The following is a 17,107-nucleotide window of genomic DNA, read 5'->3' as shown; positions in this document are numbered from 1 at the left end:
ACCCCCCGTTGTGGTGGGGGGGGGCCCCCCCCCGCCCCCCCCCCCTCTTAATACCCCCGCCCCCCCCCGCGGGCCCGCGGGGGCCGGCGCCCCAACAGCGGTGCTGTGGGCTGGTTGCCGCACCTGTGGAACGCACAGACCAGTCCGGGCGGCATTGGTACTGTCACCGCAGACCGGTCAACTGAATCTCTGTGCGCGAGCCGGGCCTTGGCCATGGCAGAGCCACAGAGAAGGCGAAAGCGCAGGCTACGGGAGGAACTTCGGGGTATGGCTGTCATCCACAAGGTCACGCTGACGCCCAGCAAACTGGAGCTTCTTGCGTCGTGGCTTCCCAAGCAGCCCTGGTACCTCGGCAAGGGGCCTCAACCGGAGTTGACGAAGGCCGGTGGCTTCCGGCTCGATGATCCGCAAGGCGACGTCGGGATGGAGTTCATGGTGGTCACCGATACGTCCGGTGACCAGCCGCTCGTGTACCACGTACCGCTCAGTTACCGTGGAGCGCCTCTTGATGGAGCCGACCATGCTCTCGTGGGCACCACCGAACACGAAGTGCTGGGACGGCGGTGGATCTACGATGGCACCCACGATCCGGTTCTGGTTGCTCAACTGTTCGCCCTCATCAAGGGCGACGCTGAGCCGCAAGCCCAGAACGTAAGCAACTCCCCCGACCTGTCGGTCACCGGTTACTTCGCGGAGACCGGCCATACCGCAGCGATCGGGTCCACGGTCGTGGCCAATGGGGCAGACGGCACCGATCTCTTGGTGGAGACCACCGCCGCGTCCGAGTCGCGGTCCCAGTCCGGGTCCCAGTCCCGGTCGACCAGACAACTGTCCATTCGCGTAAATCGCATTCTCCGGCCCAGCCAGGACGGCTTGTCCACCGACGCGACACGGAGTCGGGGACACGTCACCGCCGACTGGCTTCTGCCGGATGGCACCAAGGCCCGCGGCCTCTTCGCCGTCGTTCGGAACGACGCAGCCGACCCCACGACGTCCGAGTAGACACGACGTCCGAGTAGACACGACGTCCGAGTAGACACGACGTCCGAGTAGTCACGACTTCCGCCGGCTCGTCGGACAGCACTCGACGTTCAGAACAAGCAGTCAGGCGCGCTTCGTGGATGCTAGGTGGGCGAAGACCACCACGTTGTCGACGTAGTCCTTTGCCTTGTGGTCGTAAGCTCCGCCGCAGGTGATCAGGCGTAGCTGTGCGGACGGGGTGTCGGCGTAGACGCGGTCGTTGGGGAAGTTCGCCTTGCTGAAGGTCTCGACGGAGTCGACCTTGAACGTCGCGATGATGCCGTCTTCGCGGGTGATCTCGACCATGCTTCCGGGCGCGAGCGTGCTGAGCTGCAGGAACACGCCCGGGCCGGTCTTGGTGTCGACATGGCCCGCGACGATCGACGAGCCGCGCTCGCCGGGCGATGCCCCGTCCCGGTACCAGCCGACGAGGTTGTTGTTCCCCGGGGCGGGTGGGTTGAGCTGCCCGGACGCACTGATGGACAACGGCGCGAAGGGCGCTTCTACGGCGATTTCCGGGATCGTGAGCCGCTTCGGGATGGACCGGGGCAGCACCGGTCCGACAGCGGGGGCGGTCGCTTTCGGCGTGGCGGAGGCGGCCGCCACGGGGCGCGCTCGTGGTTCGGGATCCTCGGTCGTGTCCGTTTCTACGGAGTTGTACACGAGGAAGGCACCCAGCAGCACCGCTCCGGCCGGCCACAGCAGGCGGCGGTCGAAGGAACGGGGTGCGGGGCCTGGGCGGTGCGGCTTCGGCTGACTCGCACGGCCCTGCTGGTTCGGCTGATTCGGCTGATTCGGCTGATTCGGTTGGATCTGATGGCTCGAATGGCTCGGCTGGCTCGGCTGGCTCAGTTGGGTCGGCTGGCTCGTCGGCTGGCTCGGCTGCGGGGTGGTCATCGGGTGGTGCCTTTCGTGAACGGGCGTCACCTCGGTGTCGTACGGGCCTCACGGAGCCGCGAACGACCGGAATGCAATCGCCGTGGCCACCGTCGTAGGGGCGACGGTGGCCACGTGCTCACAGCGAACTGCAAAGGAAGAGTCCGATCAGCCCGTCGCGGCGCCGGAGGTGTTACGGCGGCGGCGCAGCATGTACGCCCCGGCGCCGACGCCACCGACCATCAGGACCGAGCCGGCGGCCAGGCTGCTGCCGGACACGGCCATGGCTCCGCCACCGGTGTGCACCCCGCCGTGCGGCTTCCTGCCGTGCCCGGACTGGTCGTGGCCGCCCTTCCGGGCTTCGTCGCGGGGGGCCTTCCCAGCCGCGTCGCGGTGAGCCTTCCCCGCCGGGTCGCGGACGCCCGTCCCAGACTTATCGCGCTCTCCCTTCCCAGAAGCTTCGGGTCCGCCCGCCCCAGACATATCCCGCTCGCCCTTCCCAGAAGCTTCGGGTCCGCCCGTCCCAGACTTCTCCCGCTCACCCGCCCCAGTGGTGTCGGGTCCGCCGGCCCCAGACCTGTCCCGCTCACCCGCGCCAGACTTCTCCTGACCACCCGTCCAGGAGTCTTCTCGCTGGTCACTGTCGGCGGAATAACCGGATTCATCCTGTCCCCAGTCCTCCGACGCGGTCGCGGCATGGGCTGCCGGAGCGGAGACCGCGAGGGCTACGGTGATGGCGGCGGAGGCTGCGGAGCTGAACAAGGTACGGGTAGTTCGCATGGGGATATTCCTTTCGCCGCGCCCACGAAGGCCGACACATCGTCAGCGCATCGAATCGCAGTAGCGACGTGATCACCGTCAGCCGGATTACGGTCCCGCACCACTGGAGATCGCCGCATTGGAGTTACAGCATCGGCCCTTCGGGTGGCGAACGGCCCGATGATCACCCATTGGATGGCGTGGAGCAGCGAGGCGGTGTCACCACCATGGTGTAGGGGAGGCAGGCTCCGCGCGGAGGGAATGGCCACCAGGTCGGAAAGGCCGGGACGGACGAGAAACGGTTGGCGGCACCGCCAGCCCTGTGCCAGCCGGGCCAGCAGCAGCACCGCGCCAGCCGTCCGACCGTCAGGCCCGTGGCTACTCGCCGTCGTCACGAGAGAGTGTGACGTTGGTGCTCTGACTGTCGGACTTCAAGGTGACCCGGACGGCGCCTTGGCGCGAAGGGAGTCGGTGGTGTGCTGCGGGCCGAGCCGACTCAGGATGCGTGTGTGTACCTCATGTTTCCAGGTGCGCCCGGCGGCGCCGCGTCTCTGCGGTGCGGAAAACCGCAGGAGGCTTGCGCGATGGCGGTTCGGCTGTCAGCCGTTCTTGGCGGCGCGCAGTCGGGCGGCCTCGCGAGGCGAGTTCTCGTTGAGCTTGCCTGCTCGTGAGCCCGCCAGCTTCTCGGCGAGGTGCCTGCTCACCGTTGTGGGCGGGTACAGCGGCTCAGCGCCGGCCGGCACGCAGCCGGGGAGGCAGTTGATCTCCGCGTCCCAGTTGCCGTCGTGGAAATACGCGGCGGAGCGGCGCCGGACGACCCTTCCCCTGCTGTCGGTGGGCGGTAGGACCCGGTGCATCGTTGACAGCCAGCGGTCGTTGGTCCAACGGGCCAGCAGGTCCCCGAGGTTGACCAGCAGGCACCCGGGCTCCGGCAGCACATCGTGCCAATCGCCGTGGGTGTCGAGGATCTGCAGCCCCGAGACGCGATCGGCCCACAGCACGGTGACGATTCCGTAGTCGGTGTGCGCGCCCATTCCCATCTGATCGCGGTCGATTGCCAACTCCCCTTCGGGGAGCATGTAGTGGTTCATCCGGAGCACGTCGAGGGAGTGGTCGGTGAACGGGGTGAAGTAGCCGTCCGTGAGGCCCAAGGCGTTGGCGAAGATCTCCAATAGGCGCTCGGCGAGCCCACCTGCCTGCATGCACCACTCCCCCACCGCCTCGCGGAAGCCCGGCACGGACGGCCAGAGGTTGGCCGGGTAGTGCGTCTCCGGCAGATCCAGCTCGGGGAAGGAGGTGGCCTCGGAGCCCACGTTGAAGGCCTCGAAGAGGTCCTCGACGGTGGCGGGTACGCCCAGGCTCAGACTGAGCTTCTCGGTGCGTGGCGGTGTGTAGCCGCGGTTGATCTCCGGGGATGGTGAACGCAGTTGCTTCTTCTCCTCCATGGGGAGGCCGAAGAACCCGTCCAGAGCGTCGGCGAAGGCTGTGGCCGTGGACTCGGGGATGCCGTGCCCGCGGATCTGCATGAATCCGACTGTGCGTGCCGCCTCGTCGACCGCCGCCGAGATCGCCGTGCGGTCCGCTTCGGTTCCGGTCGTCCAGGCGGAGATATCGATGGCGGGTACCTCAAGTACGCCGTCCGCTGCCGTGGCCCTGCCCATGGGTTCCTTCCTTCCCTCGCCGGTGCTTCGCTCAGCCTCAAGCGGACTCATACCGTGATCGTCCGCGCCCTGCCCTGGTCTCGCTGGGCCGCTCTGCCCTACGCACTGAATACGGTTGCTCGTGGAAGCGTACGGCGACGAGACTGCCCACCGTGAGCACCAAGGATGGCGGGCATGGCGCCGACGGCTACGCCAGCTGGTATCGGGAGGAAGAGCGCCACCTGACGGCGCGTCTCACCCACCTGTCCACGGACGCCCGCACGACCCTGGCCGCACTGACCGCCGTTCGACTGCTGCCGCGCTTTCATCGCTTCCATGCGGAAACCGGCAAGGGCGACCCCGATGTGCTCGCCAAGGCCCTGGACGACGTATGGAACCGCCTGGAAGAGGGAACACCCGTTGCGTTCCCCACCTATCAGGCCTGTTTTGACCAGCTGTCCCTCGTTGGCGACAGCTCCGGCCCTCTTGCCGAGATCGCCTGGTATTCAGCGGCGGCCGTGACGAATGCCTGCCATGTCTCCGTGAACGGCGGGATCCGGGAGGCGCTGCACTGCCTCCGGTACGGGCGCGAGTCGGCGCTGCTGGTGTCGGGGTACTCCGCTTCCGCCCCAACCTGTCCCCGCCGACATGACGCGCTCCTTCAGGAGGAGATACGCCGCCAGATGATCGACCTCGATGCTGTCGCTGCATGACACGAAGCCCTCCTGCCGGCTGCCAGGCAAACCGCCTCATCGCGCGGCCGCCCACGCGTCGGCGAACATCGTGTGCAGCGGGCGCGGGGGCAGCAGACGGGTGAACGGGCCCGCCAACTCCCCGCGCTCGGCCGGTACGGCCAGGTACGCGCCGAGTTTCGCGGTCTCCAGCGGGAGGTGGGGTGCCTTGAGGTCGGTCCAGCCGCCCGGGACGAATGCCGTACGGCCGGCGCGGGTGCGCTTGTCCGCCAAGACGGCCCCGCAGGCGACGAGTTCGGCCTGTACGGCGCGGTGGCGGGTGGCACTCCAACCGTTCCAGCGCCGCACATTGCGGTCGGTCGGCCGGGCCAGTGTGCACAGCTGGAGGTAGAGCGCGGCGGCGTCCCGGCCGACGCTCAGTGCGACGGCCACCTCGTCGACCAGGTCCGGCACGCTCAGCAGCGGATTCGCCTCGTACCCACCGGCTGGTACGGGGGTGTCGGCGGCCCGTTCGGCCAGCGCTCCAAGCCCGTCGCGGAGCACCCGTATCCGGTCGATCTCGGTGATCAGCGCGGTCATGCCGAGGTCTTCGCAAATTCTCGACACCGCTTCGTACCGGCCGCGTTGAGCGAAGCCCACGGGACGCAGATGGACGGAGCCCCAGCGGCCATCGGCCCGGACGATGAGCAGGCCCTGGTCGTACAGCTCCGGCGGGCGCGCGTTGTCGCTGATGGGTGGCTCGGTGGCCGCCACGGGGTAGGTCGCGGGGCCGAACAGCTCGGTCATCCGGGCCTGGTCGAGGGGGAAGGTGTGACGTCCCAACCGGGCGAGAAGATCCGGGGCTTCGAGGCGGTTGCGCAGCCGCGAGCAGACAGCCGGCACGCCCACCGTGGCGGGATCGCCCACGGGTCGTTCGGTCATCGCCCAGGTCAGCAGGGACGCCACGCTGAGATACGGCATGGTGTAGATCGGCCGGGCACCGAGAGAACCGTCTGCCGCTACCAGGTGGACGTGCAGCGAGCCGTACCTGTTGGCGACGATGACCTGCCGCAGGTCCGCCTTCAGCAAGGCGCCGCCGTCGGGATCGCTGAGGGCTGCCGACAAGGGCTCTCCGAGGCTCAGCTCCCGTTCCAGTTCGGCGGTCAGTTCCTCGTCGACCGGCGTCCGGCGCCCGAGTATCGCCGTCCATTCCCGGGCCATCCGTTCGGCGGCCGATACGAGTCCGCCAGCCGACCACAGTTGGGCGGGGTCGTCGGGCATCCCGGCCGCCAGTACCCGCGTACGACCTTCGGCACCGAGGCGCTGGACCAGCGTCTCCGCCACGTGCGCGACCTGGGGTGTGGCCTGGAAGGGCTTGGAGCGCAGCATGCGCCGGGTGTCGTCCATGGCCGCCCTGGCGGGCAGCCCGGCGAGGGCCAGGACGGCGACCGCCCTGCGTACGCCCGTGCCCGCGACGAACGCGGCGATGGCTTCGTCGGTGATCCGCAGCGGTCCGTGTTCGCCGAGCAGCTCCGGCAGGCGTTGCAGGCGGGCGGCGTCGTCCCGGCCGATGGTGACGGTCCTGACCTCGGTGGCCCCCGCCGGCACAGGAGCGGACGCAGGCTGGACAAAGCGGTAGTTGGTCGCGGGCGCGAGTGCTTCGTCGGGCTCCGGGGCCACCAGCCGGCGGCCATCGCCCAGCCCCGTGGCCACGGCTCGGCCGGTCTCGCACAGCGGCCGCAGTGCTTCGCCCGCGGCCCGCCCTATGCGCCAGCTGCCCGGCTCGGCGAACGGGGATGCGGCCCAGGTGCGCAACAGGGCGCCCAGCGCGGACCGGTCCTCCTGCGGTGTGGTCTCCACGACGAAGCGCCAGGCTGCAGCCTCGATGCCGCTGCCGAGCAGCACCGCCCAGTCGCGCGGCCGGGCCGGCAGGCTGACCCGCCGGGCAGCGTCGCCGATGCGGCCGCGCAGGAACTCGCCGTCGGCGGCGATCGCGGTGACGGTGGCGGGCCGGTCACCTGGCGCGGGGGTGTGCATCTGGATGGGATCCGGTACGAGCCGGCGCAGGGCGGCGAGCAGCGCGGCATCGCCGGTCTCCCCGGCGGGGCGGACCTGGGCGCCCGAGCGGATCAGCGCCGTCCGCGCCGAGATGGCGCGGCGTCGGGCGCACACGTCGGCCGCTGCCCGGACCGCGCGGACCACGCCGTCCAGGACACCGGGATGTATCACACCGGGCAGCACGCGGGCGGCCTCGGCACGGACGGCTTCGTCGTCCGCGGTACGCGCCCGCTCCAGCATCGCCCGTGCAGCGGCCTCCTCGGTCTTGCGCAGCGCCCGGGAGGCTGTGGCGTCGCGCGGGGTCAGGAAGTGCCAGAAGGCGGGTGGCGGGAGCATCGGCCGGTCGTCGGGTTTGGCGGGTGTGCCGCCGGACCACCGCCTCGCGTGGGGGAAGCCGCGTACCTCCCACAGCAGGGAGTTGTCGTCGGCGGAGTAGCAGCGCATCGGCCCATGGGAGGTCAGCACGGCTTCGGCACCGCCCTCGGGCAGCCGCATGATGCCCCACGGGTCCTCCCCCGGGCGCGTGACCCGGAACTCGGCGCGTCGCCCGTCCTTGCCCTCCAGCAGATAGCGCACCGGTGCGTTCCCGTTGTGCTGCCAGTGCAGGACCCGGCAGCCCGAGACACCGTCCACCTGCCCCAACGGGGACGACGGCACGCCGGGCGGGAGCGGGGCGAGGGTCAGCATGTCGTGCGTACGGGCCATGCCCTCGGGCAGGTCAGCGGCGAGGAAGGGCGGCAGGGATGGGTCGTCGGTGCGCTGCCCGGTCGCCGGGTCGATCGCACGCCACGCACCGTCGGAGCGCTCGTTCCCGAACAGCCGTGAACTCCACAGCCGGACGCCGTCGCCGAGCTGCTGCTCGTAGTGGGAGATGCCTTCGCGGCCTCCCGGTTCGAGCACGCGGACGCCGTCGTACCGGCCGCCGCCGTCGGGCGTGGCGAACTGATAGCCGAGCGCGCCGTCCGTACTGCCTCCGAAGGCCACCATGCCGAGCGAATCCTTCGGCACGAATTCGTCCTCGGGCCGGTCCGTCCAGAAGGCCTTCTCCGGCAGTTGGCTGCCCTGTCGGCCGCGGCCCCAGCCGACCAGAAAGCTGCCGCCGACGTAGAACACCGAGTGGGTGGTGCAGTCAGCGGGCAAGGTGAACGCGCAGGTACCACGCTCGCCGGTGTGGTCGACGGCGATTGCTCGGTCGCGGGTGAACACGGTCAGTACGGGCCATGTGCAGGTGATGCCTGCGATGGGCTCCGCCACCCGCTCCTCCTGGGCAGCGTCGGCGTGGCCGTTCAGCCGGGCCACTACCGCCTCCAGAGCGGGCCAGCCCAACTCCTCGGGCAACCCCGCGCGCAAGGTTCGCAGCAGCGGGCCGAGCCCGTCGAGCCCGTCCAGCGCGACGTCGATCCCGTCGAGTGCGGCGATCGCCGGCGGGTCGAGGGCCCGGTCCAGTTTGGCCACCGCCTCCTGCGCCGCGCCCAGACCTCCGTCCGCGACGGCATCCAGCAGCCGGACCACTCGCTCGTACAGCGCCGGGTCGGCCCCGGCGCTCAAGGGCAGCCGTGGGGCGCCCGCACCACGGTCCTCCCGCGGCGCGTACTTCGTGCCCGCCAGTCGCGCTCCCAGCGCCGGGTCGGCGGCCAGCGCTCGAAGGTCCCGTCGGGACCGCTCACGCCAGAACGTCAGCGCCACACGGGGGCCGGGGTCCTCCACCGCGATGCCGTGCGCCAGACACAGGTCGACGAGATCCGCGTCGAAGAGGGTGAGCCGGCACCAGGACTCATGCAGCCGGACAGCCTTCCCCTCCGCCCTGATGCGCGGAGCGAGACGGGGCAGCAGGGCGAACAGCTCGTCGGGCATCGCCTGCCGCCTGACGCTCCTTCTGCTGCCCTGGTACGAATACCGGAAGGCGAAGGCGCCCAGCCATGCCCCCAGCCCACCGGCAGGGATGATCCGGCCCTCGACCAGGCAGTCGTCGACTCCGGTGGTGCGCAGCAGGCGCAGCCACGCACCGCCATCAGTGGCCGAGCTCGGGAACAGCTCCGCGAGCGCCTGGCGCACCCGCGGCTGGGGCGGCGCCTGTGTGAAGACCCGCCCGGCGCCCTCCAGAAGGCCGTCCGGCAACGGCTTGCCCTTCGACGCCACGAGTATGTCTCCCAGCGCCCGCGCGCCTTCCTCGATGCCGAGCCCGGCCGCGTCCGCCGACGCCTGGATCCTTCGGTGCAGATCCTTCGCAGGCGTGCCACCGCCCACTGCGAAACCATGCAGGAACCGCACGAACTCCCGGTGTGCCACGCTCGCTTCGAGCGTGCCGTGCAGCCGCCGCTGGTGCACGCCGATCTCCTTCGCGGCCAGTGCACCGAGGCGGGCGTACAGCAGGGCGTTCTCGCGGTGGTATGCCTCGTCGACCGGCAGGCCGTGCCGCTCCTCCGCCTGCCGCGCCAACCCGTAGGCGGTACCGGATTGGCGAGGCATCCACGGACCGATCCGGTGTCCGACGGTGTCCCAGAACCACGGCAGGTGCTCCGGAGGGAGGCTGGCCGCGCGGCGCTTCAACTCGTCGAGAAAACGGCCTGGTTTCGCCAGTGCTCGTCCTATCCCGTCATTCAGCCTGTCGATGAGATCGCGCGCGCCTTCCTCCGCCGCCGGTGCGTGCAGACGCGCCCAGTCCGGGTAGACGGTGGAGTTCTTCGGATCCACAGGAGGCATGACAGGTGAGGCAGACATGCGAATCATGGTGGCATGAGCCACTGACAGTCGATCTTCAGAGCGTCGTGGCCCGGAGCCGCGGTGCACGGAGCCGCGAAACACCCGGAGCCGCGAAGAGCCACGGAGCCCCGTGGCCTGGAAGCCTCGGGAGGCGGTTCGCCGGCCGGCTTCACTCCGACCTGGCCGTGGCCCGTACGCCGAAGTGCACATACCTCGCGCCGTCCGGCAGGGCGTAGAACACCACCGGTATCCAGCCGTCGTTCGCGTTGCGGCGCCCGGCGAACACCGTCTTCGACGGCGTGTCCGACACCAAGAACAGGTTCCAGAAGAGCGGCTCGAACGTGCCCGTGAGTCCGTCGGCACCCTCGTACTTCACCTGCAGGGTCCCCTCACCGGAGGGGCGGTCGGTGACGGTCATAAGGAATCCCTCGCGCCGATAGCTGCCCACGAACGGCCGCGGGTCCACGGCTGGTTCCTCTGCGGCCGGTCCGAATTCCGGCATGGTCACCCCGGCGAGCTCGGCCGTCAGTTCACGGCAGAGCGTCTCGAAGACCCTCGGTGCGGCGCCCCCGCCATTGGTCAGCAGGACAATCGCGATCCCCTGCTCCGGGATGGCGCGCAGATAGGCGAGTTGCCCGAACGTGCTGCCGTCGTGGCCGAATCCACGGGCGCCGTCCCACTCGAACAGGCCCCAGCCCAGGCCCCAATGGGCGCCGAGGAACCACTGGTCGGGCATCTCGACCTCGCGCGTCAGCATGGCGTCGACGGCCTCGGCCGAAAGGACGCGGGTGCCGTCCGCTGCCGTACCGCCATCGACGAACAGCCGGGCAAAACGGGCCACATCGGCGGCGGTTGCGCTGATCCCGCCGTAGGGGCCCGCCGAGCGCGGCAACATGTTCCACAGCGGGGTGGGCACAGGGTCTTCACCCGGCTCACCCGTATGCCCCATGGCGGCACGGAATCGCAGCACCTCCTCGGGCAGCGTCATCGTGTGACCGAGCCCGAGCGGGGCGCAGAGCAGCTCGTTGAGCGCTTCGTCCCAGGTCTTGCCGGTCAGCACCTCCACGATGCGGCCGAGGATGTTGTACGCGGTGCTGGAGTACGACATCGTGGCGCCGGGCGGGTTGGTCATGCCCACGTTCCTGGCGCCTTCGACATAGCGGGCGAGGCAGTCGTCGCCGCGGCCGGTGTCGTTCACGTAGTCGCCCTCGATACCGCTGGTGTGGTTGAGCAACTGCCGCGTCGTGATCGTCCTGGTGGCCTCCGTGTCGGCTACGGCGAAGTCCGGCAGCACGTCCACGACCGGGGCGTCCAGATCCAGCTTTCCGGCGTCGGCGAGCAGCATCACGAGCGTGGCGGTATAGCCCTTGCTGATCGACCCGATCTGGAACACCGAGTCCGTGGTCGCCGCCACGCCGGTTTCCGTGTGCAGGATGCCGCTCGCCAGCTCGCGGATCTCGCCGTCGGCGAGTACGGCCAGGGCGGCGCCCGGTATGTGGTGGACGGTCAGGAGCTTGTCGAGCCGGGCCTGCCAGCGGGCGAGGTCGAAGGGCGTGGGGCGTTCACCTGCAAGGCGTTCACCTGCAGTGCAGTCACTTGCAGGGCGCTCGCCCGTCGTGCCGCCATGCGGAATGCCGTCGTACGTATTGCCGTCACGCGTATTGCCGTCCTGCGCATTGCCGTCACACGTATCGCCGTCCTGCGCACCCCCATCATCCACACCCAGTGTGCGGCTCACAGCCTTCGCGACCTCGCGGTTGGTCCGGTCGACGAACTTCGTCACCTCCCTCTCCACGAGCTCGGACACTTCGCGGTTCAGCTTCTTCGGCATGACATCCCCCATGACTTCGAAAGGTGCGGCTTCGAAACACGGCCCGAGTTCGAGCACCGTGCGCTACGCCGAACACTGTACGGATTTCCGAGCACTGCTCGCAAGTACGCACGTTGTACGCCCTGGGGCTACTCTGATCGCCGAGGAGAGGAGGCCGGATGCCGGTCGACAAGAAGCAGCCGATTCCGTCGGTATGGACGCGCCCGCAGCGGCGCAAGCGGGAGCAGCCCGCGCTGAGCCGGAACCAGATCGTGGCGGAGGCCGTTCGGCTGCTCGACGAGGAGGGGATCGACGCGCTGAGCCTGCGGCGCCTAGGGACCCGCCTGAATGCCGGGGCCACCTCGTTCTACTCGCATGTGGCCAACAAGGACGAGCTGATCGAACTGGTCGTGGACGAGGTCTATGGCGAGATCGAGGTACCGGATGCCGACAGTCCGGCCAACTGGCGCACAGGCGCCGCCCGCTGCGCCCAGAGCCTGCGGGCGACGATACTGAAGCACCCCTGGATGGCCTCCGTGCTCGGCGAAGTCGGAATGTCGCAGCTCGGACCGAACGTGATGCGGGCGTCCGAGGGCATGCTCGCCATCTTCAGGACGGCGGGCCTCCCAGCGGTTGAGGCCGACCTCACCGTGTCCACTCTCACCGGGTACGTCATCGGTGTGACGATCACTGAGGCCTCGTGGCTGACGACGCTCGCCCGCAGCGGCCAGAGCGAACAGGAGTGGGTGAAGCGCGTATGGCCGGCGGCCGAGGAGGCCGCCAAGGATCATCCCCAACTACGGGAGCTGTACGCGGCACTCGGCGGCAAGGACCCGCGCGAGATCCGTGACGAGAAGTTCGACTACGGGCTCCAACGGGTCCTCGACGGACTGGCGGGCCGAATCGGGTAGGCGGTGCGGGTCACGCCTACCCGACGATCAGGTCTCTTCCAGATGGCCAGATCCCTTCCGGGCAATCAGGTCTTCCAGACGATCAAGTCTTCCGGCTGGTCAGGCCTTCCAGGTGCGGATGCGGTCCGCTGCGTCGTAGGCGTCAGCCCGACCTGCGTCGATGTCGCGGGCCAAGTCGACCAACGCTCTGTACGGGACGTCGAGGCTCTCACCGACGGCATCCATGTACGCGGTGACGATGCCCGCGCCGAACAGGGCGTTGCGGGCGGGCAGCGGGCGCAGCCGGACGATGGCGTGCATCAGGGCGGCGGCGCGCCAGGAGTTGTCGACGATCGCGCCCACCCGCGGGGTGCCGACGCGATGCCGACCGACCGCGGCCACGAGGCTGGAGAAGTCGTGGACGATGGGGTGTTTGGGCAGCACATCCGCCTGGCGCTCCAGCAGCCAGCGGAGGTCGATGTAGAGCTCCACGTCAGGCTGCCCGCCCGGGCGCGTCCAGCCGCCCGGGTGCATCATCGGGGAAGGCCTGGTCGAACGCGTCCGCATGGCTGTCGATGAAGGCGCGGAAGGTGGCGGTGGCACCTTCGAGACGGGGATCGCGAACGGCGTCGTGCGCGGCCTGGGTGATGAGCGCCGTCACCGTGGTGCCCTCGGCTTCAGCGCGCTCCTTCAGCAGCGCGTGCAGTTCGTCGTCGACCCGGATCGTCACTGATTTGGACATGCTTCGACCGTACAGCAGGACGTACAGCAGAGGGGAGGTTGCGGTTGTCCCGATGCTCGCCGAAGCCGACACAGACGCTCAGATCAAGGCGCGCGCCGCCAACGAGGTTGGTTCACCAGGTCGTAGGCGAAGAGAAGAGAAGAGAAGCAGGCGGTCGGACGTGGCTCTCGGGGCGCTGGAAGCCGCTGTGATGCGGGCCGCGGCCATCACCTTGCCGAGCGCCGGGGCGGTGGAGCCCTCGGCTTCTCCAATTGCCCGGCTGGGTCACTTCGGGCGGTCGGCGGTGACCAGCCACGCGGTGCTGTGCAGTCGCAGCGCGCCACCCTCCTCATGGGGACGCAAGCTCTCCGTGAGTACCTGGCGGGCGCGGTCTCGGACGTCGGGTTCGACCTGGCTGGTCAGGTGGCGTCCGGGGCCGGAGTCGAGCAGGAAGGCAGCCGCGTCGTCTGCGTCCTTGCCCCAAGTCCCATACGCTTCCACGCGCGCTGCGTTGATGTGCTCGAACCCGGCGGAGGACAGCACTTCAGTGGTCGTGTCCGGATCCGCCAGAGAGAACATGCCCGGACTTCCCGGCGCGCCGAAGTCCCCGATGGGCAGGAGATCACGCAGTCCCGCGATGGCTTGGAGCCACTCGTTGCTTTCGGCGTCCGCGCCGCAGATGAATGCCATACGGCCGCCGGGTCGCAGCGCATGCCCGATATTGGCGAAGGCGGCGACGGGGTCAGCGAAGAACATCACTCCGAAGCGGCTGATCACGACGTCGAACGCGCCCGGTTCGAAGGCGTGGACCTGAGCGTCCCCTTCCTCGAAGGTCACGTTGCCAAGGCCCTCGCGCTGCGCCGACTCTCGTGCGCGCGCCAGCATGGGCCCGGACAGGTCCAGGCCCATGGCCCGGCCGTTTACTGCTTGGCGTGCGGCCAGTCGGGTCGTGTACCCGGCTCCGCAGCCGACGTCCAGGACGCGATCCTGCTTCCCGATCGCGGCGGCCGCGAGAAGGGGTTCGTTGAATCCGGCGTTCACGGCGTCCCAGCGGTCCTGGTTCCGGGCCCAGTAGGTGCCCTCGTAGCCGTTCCACGCCTGCGCCTGCTCGGTGTTGACGATGTGCGGCATAGCGTCCATTGAGTTCATCGGGCCCGGTGAGTCCGTGGAGTCGGTGGATCCTGAGGACCCTGAGGACCCTGAGGACCCTGAGGACCCTGAGGACCCTGTGGAGTCCATCGGGTCAGTTGAGCGCATTGAGTGCATCGGTGCCTCCTGCTGGATGCGGACTTGCCCGACTAGAATGGGCATACGCCCAAACAGTATGGGCGGGCGCCCATACTGGCAATCCCCTTTACACAAGGGGCACCGCGATGTGGGCGGTATGCGCCGTGATCTCGTAACAGAACTCGTAATAGGAGAGGCCCATGTCACCGCGTGGCGTAGCGATACCGGACGTTCGCGAGCGGCTGTTCGCCGCCGCGGAGCGGGTCCTGGCACGCGAGGGCCCTGGCGCGCTGACCAGCAGGGCGATCACCGGCGAGGCCGGCTGCGCCAAGGGGATGTTGCACACCCACTTCGCCGGACTGGACGAATTCGTCGCCGAACTCGTCCTGGACCGGCTCGGACACACGGCATCGCAGGCCGGGGATCTCCCAGGGCGAGCGGGTCAGGCCACCGTCGCAGAGAACCTCGTCGCGGTGGCGCTCGCCCTCCTCACATCCATGGAGCCCACGGTCGTCGGCCTGGCCATGACCCGCCCCGGCGCCTCCCTCCGGGTTCGCCGGGCGCTGGCGGACGGCGCACCGGGCTTCACAGCGGTCCAGGACTCGATCACCGCCTACCTGGACGCAGAACAACGACTGGGACGCCTCACGGACGGCACCGACACCGCCACGGTCGCGCTCGCCCTCGTCGGAACCGTCCATCACCTTCTGATGACCGGCTGGGCCGGCACAGAGGACCCGCGGGAACAGACGACGCGACTGGTTTTCCTGCTTGTCGGCGCCGGAGGTAAGGGCCCGTCATAGACAGGTAAGGGCCGGTCATAGACGTGGTCATCGGTGTGGCTAACGAAGTGGTCAAGTACGCGGTCTCGGACGTCGGGACCGGAGCCGAGAACGGGAAGAGGACCAGGACCGGGACCAGGACCGGCACCAGGACTGGTACAGGGACCGGGAAACCGCCCCAACACAGGTCCCCATCCACACCTCCACCCGACCCACACCCACACCCACACCCACACCCACACCCACACGGCAACCAACCACTCCAACCTGGTAGTCGACACTCACCACGCGACCCCAGCAACCCGCCGAACAGCCTCCTCGATCAACGTGGTGTCCGCGCACACGGTCAGCCGCACATAGCCCTCGCCGCCCGCGCCGAATCCCGTCGCCGGGATGGTGAGCACCCGTGCGTCCTCCAGCAGCCGCTTCGCGAATGCCTCGCTGCTGTATCCCGGCGGGGTGCGGACCAGACAGTAGAAGGTGGCGCTGGGCCGGAGCACGTCGAGGCCCGTCCGTTCGAGGCCATCGCACAGCAGGCGCATCCGGGCGCGGTATGTGGCGCGCAGGCGTTCCGGGTATCCGGTGGTGTCGGTCAGTGCGGCGACGGCGGCGTGCTGGATGGCAGCGAAAGTACCGGAGTCGGTGTGGGTCTTGACCATCCGCAGGGCATCGACAACTGCCGCGTTGCCGGCCGCGAAGCCCACCCGCCAGCCCGGCATGTTGTACGCCTTGGACAGCGAGTGGAACTCGATCCCGCACTGCATCGCGCCCGGAGCTTCAAGAAAGGACGGCGGCGGGGCACAGTCGTAATAGATCTCGCTGTACGCGGCATCCGAGGCCACGATGATGTCGTGCTCCAGCGCGAACTGCGCCAGGGCGGCGAAGAATTCGCGGGTCGCGAGGGCGCCGGTGGGGTTGTTCGGGTAGCAGACCCAGAACAGCTTCGCCCGGCGGGCGGCGTCGGCGGGGATGGCCGCCAGATCCGGGAGGAACCCGTTCTCCTCCCTCAGCGGCACCCGGACCACCTCCGCCCCGCAGAACCGCGCCCACCTCTCGTAGACCGGATAGGCCGGGTCGGGCACCAGCACCACATCTCCGGGATCCACATAGGCCAGCGCGAGGTGCGCCATCGCCTCCTTGCTCCCGAGCGTGACGAGCAGTTCGGAGTCTGCCTCCGCCCGAACGCCGAAGCGCCGCAACAGGAAGGACGCCGCCGCGGTACGCAGCTCGGCCGTACCCGCGTAGGGCGGATAGCGGTGCAGCTCCGGGGCCTGTACGGCCCGGCGCATCGCCTCCACGATGTGCGGCGGAGTGGGGAGATCGCAGTCGCCGACCCCCAGCGGCACGGGCGCCAGGCCGGCCTGGTCCGCGAGAGCCCGCGACCGGTCGATGAACGAGAACAGGTAGTCCTCGGTTTGCAGCAGACGTCCGGCGCGATGCGGCACCCAATTCCCCTTTTTTCACGGCAGGTTGGATCGCCCGAGTGCGGGCTGGATCGATCCTGGCCCATCCGCACCCCTCGTCGCACCGCGCATCGGGGCAGTCCTTGCGGCACGGCAGGCTCCGGCCGAGCAGCCATCCACCGCATCTTGAGTGATCAGGGTCGGGGTACAGGTCCCCGACCGACCCTCGGCAGCCGAGATGCCAGCCGGCCAGGGCAGTTCAGTGGCCGCGATGCCCCACTGGAGCGCCGGACCACTTCCGCCGGCCCCGCAGCTGCACCCTGGACGCTGTGTGGGGCGCAGGGACACCTGGGTACACGCCCGTGCCCGACACCTGGTGACGCCATCGGCGCGGCTACTCGAATCGCGCGGTGTCGCCTGCCCCTCGGCGTACGATCTCGGCTTCGCCGCCAGAGAAGTCGATGACCGTGGTCGGCTCGGTACCGCAATCGCCCGAGTCGACCACGGCGTCCACCACGTGGTCGAGACGCTCCTTGATCTCCCAACC

The 17,107-nt window shown here is 69.3% G+C and carries 13 protein-coding genes; 4 read left to right on the top strand and 9 right to left on the bottom strand.

The annotated features are described in order from the left end of the window. The first annotated feature begins 267 nt into the window (after positions 1-267). Positions 268-1,002 (top strand): 1,4-alpha-glucan branching protein, encoded by a 735-nt coding sequence (locus AB0I10_RS36480; protein ID WP_363157037.1) that lies wholly within the window; start codon positions 268-270, stop codon positions 1,000-1,002. Between the two features lie 102 nt (positions 1,003-1,104). Here the strand turns inward: AB0I10_RS36480 and AB0I10_RS36475 are convergent, their stop codons facing one another. Next, positions 1,105-1,917, bottom strand: coding sequence for a class F sortase (locus AB0I10_RS36475; protein WP_363157036.1), 813 nt, complete (start codon positions 1,915-1,917; stop codon positions 1,105-1,107). 1,337 nt (positions 1,918-3,254) lie between these two features. After that, positions 3,255-4,316 (bottom strand): 2-oxoglutarate and iron-dependent oxygenase domain-containing protein, encoded by a 1,062-nt coding sequence (locus AB0I10_RS36470; protein WP_363157035.1) that lies wholly within the window; start codon positions 4,314-4,316, stop codon positions 3,255-3,257. Positions 4,317-4,468: 152 nt separating this feature from the next. Between AB0I10_RS36470 and AB0I10_RS36465 the strand changes: the two genes are divergently transcribed. After that, positions 4,469-5,008 carry a DUF416 family protein gene (locus AB0I10_RS36465; protein ID WP_363157034.1) on the top strand — a complete coding sequence of 180 codons (540 nt, stop codon included), beginning with the start codon at positions 4,469-4,471 and terminating at the stop codon, positions 5,006-5,008. 36 nt (positions 5,009-5,044) lie between these two features. Here the strand turns inward: AB0I10_RS36465 and AB0I10_RS36460 are convergent, their stop codons facing one another. Further along, a complete protein-coding gene (locus tag AB0I10_RS36460) occupies positions 5,045-9,745 on the bottom strand; it encodes a hypothetical protein (RefSeq protein WP_363157033.1) in 4,701 nt (1,566 codons plus the stop codon). A gap of 151 nt (positions 9,746-9,896) precedes the next feature. Then, on the bottom strand, positions 9,897-11,558 hold the full coding sequence (locus AB0I10_RS36455; protein ID WP_363157032.1) for a serine hydrolase domain-containing protein: 1,662 nt from the start codon (positions 11,556-11,558) through the stop codon (positions 9,897-9,899). Positions 11,559-11,716: 158 nt separating this feature from the next. Between AB0I10_RS36455 and AB0I10_RS36450 the strand changes: the two genes are divergently transcribed. After that, the gene (locus AB0I10_RS36450) at positions 11,717-12,448 is read left to right on the top strand and encodes a TetR/AcrR family transcriptional regulator (protein WP_363157031.1); all 732 of its coding nucleotides are present in this window, start codon (positions 11,717-11,719) and stop codon (positions 12,446-12,448) included. Between the two features lie 99 nt (positions 12,449-12,547). Here the strand turns inward: AB0I10_RS36450 and AB0I10_RS36445 are convergent, their stop codons facing one another. The 3 genes from AB0I10_RS36445 to AB0I10_RS36435 all read right to left on the bottom strand — a co-directional run bounded on the left by AB0I10_RS36445 (position 12,548) and on the right by AB0I10_RS36435 (position 14,279). Then, positions 12,548-12,961 carry a toxin Doc gene (locus AB0I10_RS36445; RefSeq protein WP_363157040.1) on the bottom strand — a complete coding sequence of 138 codons (414 nt, stop codon included), beginning with the start codon at positions 12,959-12,961 and terminating at the stop codon, positions 12,548-12,550. Further along, complete coding sequence (locus tag AB0I10_RS36440; RefSeq protein ID WP_363157030.1) at positions 12,921-13,169, bottom strand: YlcI/YnfO family protein; 249 nt, start codon at positions 13,167-13,169, stop codon at positions 12,921-12,923. Before AB0I10_RS36440 ends, AB0I10_RS36445 begins: the two co-directional genes overlap by 41 nt. 264 nt (positions 13,170-13,433) lie before the next feature. After that, a complete protein-coding gene (locus tag AB0I10_RS36435) occupies positions 13,434-14,279 on the bottom strand; it encodes a class I SAM-dependent methyltransferase (RefSeq protein WP_363157039.1) in 846 nt (281 codons plus the stop codon). A 296-nt stretch (positions 14,280-14,575) separates the two neighbouring features. Between AB0I10_RS36435 and AB0I10_RS36430 the strand changes: the two genes are divergently transcribed. After that, positions 14,576-15,178 carry a TetR/AcrR family transcriptional regulator gene (locus AB0I10_RS36430; RefSeq protein WP_363157029.1) on the top strand — a complete coding sequence of 201 codons (603 nt, stop codon included), beginning with the start codon at positions 14,576-14,578 and terminating at the stop codon, positions 15,176-15,178. 260 nt (positions 15,179-15,438) lie between these two features. Here the strand turns inward: AB0I10_RS36430 and AB0I10_RS36425 are convergent, their stop codons facing one another. Continuing rightward, positions 15,439-16,602: an aminotransferase class I/II-fold pyridoxal phosphate-dependent enzyme gene (locus tag AB0I10_RS36425; RefSeq protein ID WP_363157028.1), complete on the bottom strand. Its 1,164-nt coding sequence runs from the start codon at positions 16,600-16,602 to the stop codon at positions 15,439-15,441. Positions 16,603-16,954: 352 nt separating this feature from the next. Beyond that, positions 16,955-17,107 (bottom strand): Sua5/YciO/YrdC/YwlC family protein (locus tag AB0I10_RS36420; RefSeq protein WP_363157038.1); only part of this gene is annotated, 153 nt, incomplete at its 5' end.

The organism is Streptomyces sp. NPDC050636 (assembly GCF_040654775.1).
In the GTDB taxonomy this organism is placed as follows: Bacteria; Actinomycetota; Actinomycetes; order Streptomycetales; family Streptomycetaceae; genus Streptomyces.
The sequence above is the reverse complement of the archived record's forward strand: the minus strand, read 5'-3'. Positions and strand labels throughout refer to the sequence as shown.

What these genes read in the sequence shown, in the direction of transcription:
- AB0I10_RS36480 (WP_363157037.1), top strand. Translation starts at nt 268, where the DNA reads ATGGCTGTCATCCACAAGGTCACGCTGACGCCCAGCAAACTGGAGCTT.
- AB0I10_RS36475 (WP_363157036.1), bottom strand. Translation starts at nt 1,917, where the DNA reads ATGACCACCCCGCAGCCGAGCCAGCCGACGAGCCAGCCGACCCAACTG.
- AB0I10_RS36470 (WP_363157035.1), bottom strand. Translation starts at nt 4,316, where the DNA reads ATGGGCAGGGCCACGGCAGCGGACGGCGTACTTGAGGTACCCGCCATC.
- AB0I10_RS36460 (WP_363157033.1), bottom strand. Translation starts at nt 9,745, where the DNA reads ATGTCTGCCTCACCTGTCATGCCTCCTGTGGATCCGAAGAACTCCACC.
- AB0I10_RS36455 (WP_363157032.1), bottom strand. Translation starts at nt 11,558, where the DNA reads ATGCCGAAGAAGCTGAACCGCGAAGTGTCCGAGCTCGTGGAGAGGGAG.
- AB0I10_RS36450 (WP_363157031.1), top strand. Translation starts at nt 11,717, where the DNA reads ATGCCGGTCGACAAGAAGCAGCCGATTCCGTCGGTATGGACGCGCCCG.
- AB0I10_RS36445 (WP_363157040.1), bottom strand. Translation starts at nt 12,961, where the DNA reads ATGCACCCGGGCGGCTGGACGCGCCCGGGCGGGCAGCCTGACGTGGAG.
- AB0I10_RS36440 (WP_363157030.1), bottom strand. Translation starts at nt 13,169, where the DNA reads ATGTCCAAATCAGTGACGATCCGGGTCGACGACGAACTGCACGCGCTG.
- AB0I10_RS36435 (WP_363157039.1), bottom strand. Translation starts at nt 14,279, where the DNA reads ATGCCGCACATCGTCAACACCGAGCAGGCGCAGGCGTGGAACGGCTAC.
- AB0I10_RS36430 (WP_363157029.1), top strand. Translation starts at nt 14,576, where the DNA reads ATGTCACCGCGTGGCGTAGCGATACCGGACGTTCGCGAGCGGCTGTTC.